This window comes from Streptococcus parasanguinis (assembly GCF_015556095.1).
Classification (GTDB): domain Bacteria; phylum Bacillota; class Bacilli; order Lactobacillales; family Streptococcaceae; genus Streptococcus; species Streptococcus parasanguinis_Q.
Genome location: NZ_JADNLT010000023.1, coordinates 1 through 5,115, shown reverse-complemented (window position 1 = coordinate 5,115; position 5,115 = coordinate 1). Strand labels below are relative to the sequence as shown.

6 protein-coding genes are annotated in these 5,115 nt (G+C 30.3%); 2 read left to right on the top strand and 4 right to left on the bottom strand.

Translation table 11 applies throughout. The annotated features are described in order from the left end of the window. Positions 1-50: 50 nt before the first annotated feature. The 3 genes from I2E70_RS10325 to I2E70_RS10315 all read right to left on the bottom strand — a co-directional run bounded on the left by I2E70_RS10325 (position 51) and on the right by I2E70_RS10315 (position 3,008). The gene (locus I2E70_RS10325) at positions 51-311 is read right to left on the bottom strand and encodes a helix-turn-helix transcriptional regulator (protein ID WP_003013637.1); all 261 of its coding nucleotides are present in this window, start codon (positions 309-311) and stop codon (positions 51-53) included. A gap of 233 nt (positions 312-544) precedes the next feature. Further along, complete coding sequence (locus I2E70_RS10320) at positions 545-1,891, bottom strand: hypothetical protein (protein ID WP_003010082.1); 1,347 nt, start codon at positions 1,889-1,891, stop codon at positions 545-547. Between the two features lie 151 nt (positions 1,892-2,042). Next, entirely contained in the window at positions 2,043-3,008 is a 966-nt protein-coding gene (locus I2E70_RS10315; protein ID WP_023919407.1) for a phage integrase N-terminal SAM-like domain-containing protein, read from the bottom strand. A 776-nt stretch (positions 3,009-3,784) separates the two neighbouring features. Here I2E70_RS10315 and I2E70_RS10310 point away from each other — a divergent pair. Then, entirely contained in the window at positions 3,785-4,204 is a 420-nt protein-coding gene (locus tag I2E70_RS10310; RefSeq protein WP_049489383.1) for a hypothetical protein, read from the top strand. 68 nt (positions 4,205-4,272) lie between these two features. Here the strand turns inward: I2E70_RS10310 and I2E70_RS10305 are convergent, their stop codons facing one another. Beyond that, positions 4,273-4,599 (bottom strand): helix-turn-helix domain-containing protein, encoded by a 327-nt coding sequence (locus tag I2E70_RS10305; protein WP_003010093.1) that lies wholly within the window; start codon positions 4,597-4,599, stop codon positions 4,273-4,275. Between the two features lie 160 nt (positions 4,600-4,759). Here I2E70_RS10305 and I2E70_RS10300 point away from each other — a divergent pair. Continuing rightward, positions 4,760-5,115: hypothetical protein (locus tag I2E70_RS10300; RefSeq protein WP_416385334.1), on the top strand; the 356-nt coding region annotated here is incomplete at its 3' end.

Sequence of the window (5,115 nt, the reverse complement as noted above, 5' to 3'; positions counted from 1 at the left end):
TGAGCTAGAAAAATACCGTGGCTTAATTATATCAAACCACGGTTATAATGCTACTGATTTTGTAACCAGCGATTGATTTCTGTTTTATCAAATCGAACGGTTTTTCCAACTCGAATAACGGGTAATCCCTTTTTTATCCAAGAATCCAGTGTATTGTTTGAAATTCCTAGATAGTCACAGGTTTGTTTCTTATTTAAAAAAGGGCTGTCAAAATGACTATTGTGCAATTTGTTTTTAATTTCTTGTTCAATTAGATTGCCTATCAACCGTTTAATTTGATGAATTTGTTCATCGGGTAGGATAACTTGCATATTGCTCACCTTTCTTGAGTAATCTTTAATATTGTGAGATAATAGCAACAACAGAAATAGTTGTGCTATTTTTGTTGATTTTTGGGGTTATCAATGTTGGTTTGGACGCTAGAATTGATAACCTTTTTATTTTCCGCTGATTCATTTTTTTCCTCCTTATGTACACCACCTTTGTGTACATATTTTTAAATGCTTGCTGAAATGCAGGCGTTTTTGGGATTATCTACTCTATTTTAATTATCTAAAATAGCGATAAATTTTTTCTTTGAAAATCTCTCTTTAAGTTTACAATCAACTTGATATTCAATATTTCTTTTCATTTTTTTAATTGTTTTTTCAAAAGTTTTAAGTTTTTCTTTCTTAGAAAAGTTCTTAAATCTTATTTTATGGAAAATAACTGACGTAGAATTGGTATGAAAACCTAGACCAGTATTACGAGCGTCTTCTAAGCTTATAAACATTAAATTAATAATATCTAGAACTTGCCACGAAACCATTGGGGGTGATTGACAGTTTTCTTTTTGAAATGTTTTTAATAACGTTCTTTTTGTTCTAGCTTTATTTTTAATAAAAGTTGGATTCATGAAAGTTATAATTTCTTCATCGATCATCAGTGGTTTTAATTCCTCACTACTATAATTTTCTAACTCGAGAATAAATTGAGGAATATATCTTTGAGAACTATAGTTTGAAAAAGTGTCGTGCAGTTTTTTTTCACATTCTTTTATTGAACTTTTAATAGCTTTGATATATTGCAAAGAAGCCAACATTAAGTGATTCTCTAAATATTCTATTATTTTTTGATCTGTTAGATCATTGATTGTATTTAGACCCAATTCCTGTTTGATCTTTTGATTTTTTAGTGTTAATTCAAATCTTTGAACATCGACGTTCTCTAAACTAGAATTTTTTCTTCTGATCTGACGATTAACCTTAGCTTTTTCAATTTTGTTGTAAAGTACATATGATGCGTCTTTTCTACTTTTGCAAGTGAGAATTGAGTACTCACTATTATTTTTTTTATTCTTATGCTGAATAAAATTCGGGCTCCTTCCTAAAGATAGACATTCTATTAAAAATCGTCTTACCTGTAAATGTGGCTTCTTCTCAAATGAAACAGTAAATGCTAGTTCGATTAATTTGAAGATAGCATCTTTGTACGTAATACTAATTCCATATTCATTTTTAATCAATAGGATTGCATTTGCTAACCTTTGCTTTATTCCGTGAATACCGACTGTTCCGAAATTTAATGTCGGATTAATTAATTCTATCCTAGCATATTCTTTCTTATATCCCGATTCATCAAAAGAAATAGTAAGTTTACCAAATTTTTCAGATTTAATTTCTATTTGAAGAAGTTTGTGGTTAGAGTTGTAGAATACTTTTGTATCTTTTTTACTATTAATAGTAGTAAAGTTGAGAATGTCAATGTTGAAATCAATGAGAGATAATTCACATTTGTCGATTCCCCAAAAGTTAGATTTTTTTGAAAAACACTTTTTAATTTCTTTCTCATTTTCCAACATTTTTGCTTCTTTTTCTAGTTTTTGTATGGATGAACTTTTATTGTGAATCATATTTTTAAATTTCCTTTCTTTTTTTCATAAAATATCACTAATAAATTTGGATAATATTGGATAATAATAGTATGCCGCAAAAACGTTCCAAAATTGTTTTTTTCCGTTTTTTTTTCTTCATTTTTCATTTTTTAGTCGAAAATGAGATACTTTAAAGAATATAGTTAGTCACTGTGACGGATAGACGCCAGTGGGAAAGATGGAAGACCGAGACAGCCATCAAGGCTAAACGATTATATTTTGTAGGCAGTGCTGAATTTAAGGCTTTTTTATAGTTTGATCCACGAATTTTATAAGGTTCATCTCTTAGTTCATTAATGAAGTTTTTCTTTTGTTTCTCAAATTTCTTTAATGAATTATCCCTTAAATTTTGGTGGCCAACCTCCCAACGTTCTATTAAAAAATTTTTTAAATTCACCTTGAAATTAGGATTATCTTGGAGTTTCTTCAAGTAGAAGTAATAACACTCTCTTGCATGTTGGGCTCTCATCCCATGTAGATTGATTAGATTATTCATTTCTACATCTGTAAAGATATAATCATCCTCTTGTTTATTTTTAAAGGTGTCGAGGACGACTGGAACATCTTGAGGAAGAATAAGTTGAGGTTGAAATTTTCCTCCCTTTCCACGCTGAACTAAAACATAGTAATTTCCATTATTATCTTTTCGAATATCTTTTCCTTTTAATTTTTTTAATTCGGATCTACGAATCCCAACTGCCCGCTGAAAATTAACCAGCCGAGAGAAGCGAGAGTCTGTTTCTTGATGCTTACCTTGTGAGTTTTTTGATTTTACACGACCTCGGATAATTTTGTCACTGGAACGCTTGTCTTTTCTAATTCTATTCATGTTGATATCAACTGCTTTGCAAATAGGTGCTAAATAAGTATGGATGGTAGCAACAGAGTATTGTTTTGGATCATCGTTTAGATCTAGTTGATATAATTGAATCACTTCTTCTGTAATATCTGAAATTTTCTTAATATTGTGTTCTTTAGCCCACTTTGTGAATCGAGTAATTGCTCTTTTATAGCTTGTCCTCGTTCGATTGTTTGTGATATTTTTTGAAGCTGCAATAAATAAATCGTGCTTGAGAGAATTCCTTTTTCTTGGCATTATACATTCCTTTCTAAAATAATTACATATTATTGTTAAACTGCCTCCCACCCTTTTTTTAAAAGCTGGGTATGCTTTTGATACTTCCCATCGAGGCTAACTCTTGAAGTTTAATGTTTGCGATAGATTTTCAGTACTCACCGTGATCTATGTTTGGAAGGATCATAAAGATGTCATTGCTTGTTCGAGCTTATAAAACTTTTCTATTTTACTTTTTTTTACATTATTCTTTTGCTTACTAAACTAGTTATTTTTTTAGTATTTACTTTTATTTTTACCTTTTTTATTTTACCTTAAACACGTTTTTCTTTACTTTTTTATCTACTAAATGGTTATTCTTTACTTCATGTTATTCAGTAGAGAATAACCATTTAGATTTTCTTTCTTTTTTTCTTAGTTTTTTCCTTTGCAATGACTAGCATATGAGAGATAAGTACGTTTACCGTGCCCAGTAACAAACTTTCTCATCATATGACTAATGGCTCTACTTGCTCAATTTAATTTACAATAATAGTATGCCATATTTTGATAAAAAAAAAGATAGAAGAAAAACATCGTTATTTTAGGAACGGAAATGTTGTTTTTATTTTTACAAAAAAATGGCATAATAATAGTGAAGAAAAAAAGGCAGTGGTGAACTGTCTTTTTTTTGTTCCTTAAAAAAGGGGGTAGCAGATGCTCAAGAACAATCGTTTAATAATATTAAAGAGAGTAAGGCCACCGTGAAAATTCACGAATGAAAAATCTTTTTTTAATAATAATCGGAGGAAAACAAAATGAAAACGTATAAAAACCATGTGATTAATTTAACTCAACAATATCTTACAGAGTTAATTAATCACAATGAAGAAATTAATATTAGAATGTTTTATTCAACATTTGATGAGGATCAGTATATTTCAATCTTGAATGATCAAGATCAAGAAGTATCATTCAATTTTGTAAATGATAGTATTGAAATTGAATTAATTGATCCGTTGTGTGAGAAAATTTTGATTACATTTGATACTGTAGAACAAACAGCGAAAACCCATCAAGTAATTAAATTTCTCTTAGATTTGTTTTTTAAATTCAATTGGCATGAATCAGTTGCAGCGTTATCAGTTGCAGATTTCTGGGAATTGATCAAGAATTACGAGGTAGATAACCTCGATATGACGTTTGGTTACCCAAGAATCGCATATTCTAATAGCTAATAGCTATATTTTTAGGCACAAAAAAAGTGGGAAAGGAATCGTTTTTTTACTTATCCTTTTCCACTTTTTTATTTTGTCTCGTTAATAATTGTATTAATAGCTGAAATGACTTTATTTTGTTTGTACTCTGGTAAAGATTTGATAGTGTCAATAAGCTGTGCTAAATCAGTACTTTCTTCTTTAAGTGTTAAATCAAAAAAGGTTTGTAGATCAACATTTAACGCTTCTATAATTTTCTCAAGCGTACTAATTTTTATATTGGGCTCTAAATTTTCTAACTTATACGCGTAATTGGTGCCAAGATCTGCTTTTTCTTCTAATTGTTCCTGAGTCATTCCTGACTGGGTCCGCAGAATCCGTATTCTTTTGCTTATATACTTTTGTAATTTTGACATTTGTAACCTCGTAAGACTATTTTACAGTCTTAGAAGGTTAGATTCTAGTTCTTAAAAGGTTGGATACAACTTTACAAAGTTGATAAAATGTAGTATAATTCGGGTGTTTATAATTAGATAGTGATAAATTGCTCAATACTTAATCATAAAGGTGGGAATTATGAAAAAGAAAACGATCAAAGCAACTGTATCCGCTGTATCAATAGCTGCGGGATTTTCTGTTGTACAAGCGGATGAAGTAACTGCAACTCAGCCAAATGAGTCAACATTAAGTGTTGAATCGACGTCTCCTTCGTCTACAAATATAAAACAAGTAGACGGGGTATTTGTCCATAATGGAATTGCAACTGTAACGAAAACGCCAACTTCTGAAGTTGTAGAAGAAGCAAGAACGATCAAGGAAGAAACGGATCAATCGGTTTCAAATCAAGAAAGTGCATTAGAAAACGCTAAGGCTTCGGAAGCAACCGCTGCATCAAAAGTTTCCGATGCAAATGTTGACTTAAAGAATGCTGA

Bases quoted from the DNA above. Each gene is read 5' to 3' on its own strand.
- I2E70_RS10325 (WP_003013637.1), bottom strand. From the start codon at position 311: ATGCAAGTTATCCTACCCGATGAACAAATTCATCAAATTAAACGGTTG.
- I2E70_RS10320 (WP_003010082.1), bottom strand. From the start codon at position 1,891: ATGATTCACAATAAAAGTTCATCCATACAAAAACTAGAAAAAGAAGCA.
- I2E70_RS10315 (WP_023919407.1), bottom strand. From the start codon at position 3,008: ATGCCAAGAAAAAGGAATTCTCTCAAGCACGATTTATTTATTGCAGCT.
- I2E70_RS10310 (WP_049489383.1), top strand. From the start codon at position 3,785: ATGAAAACGTATAAAAACCATGTGATTAATTTAACTCAACAATATCTT.
- I2E70_RS10305 (WP_003010093.1), bottom strand. From the start codon at position 4,599: ATGTCAAAATTACAAAAGTATATAAGCAAAAGAATACGGATTCTGCGG.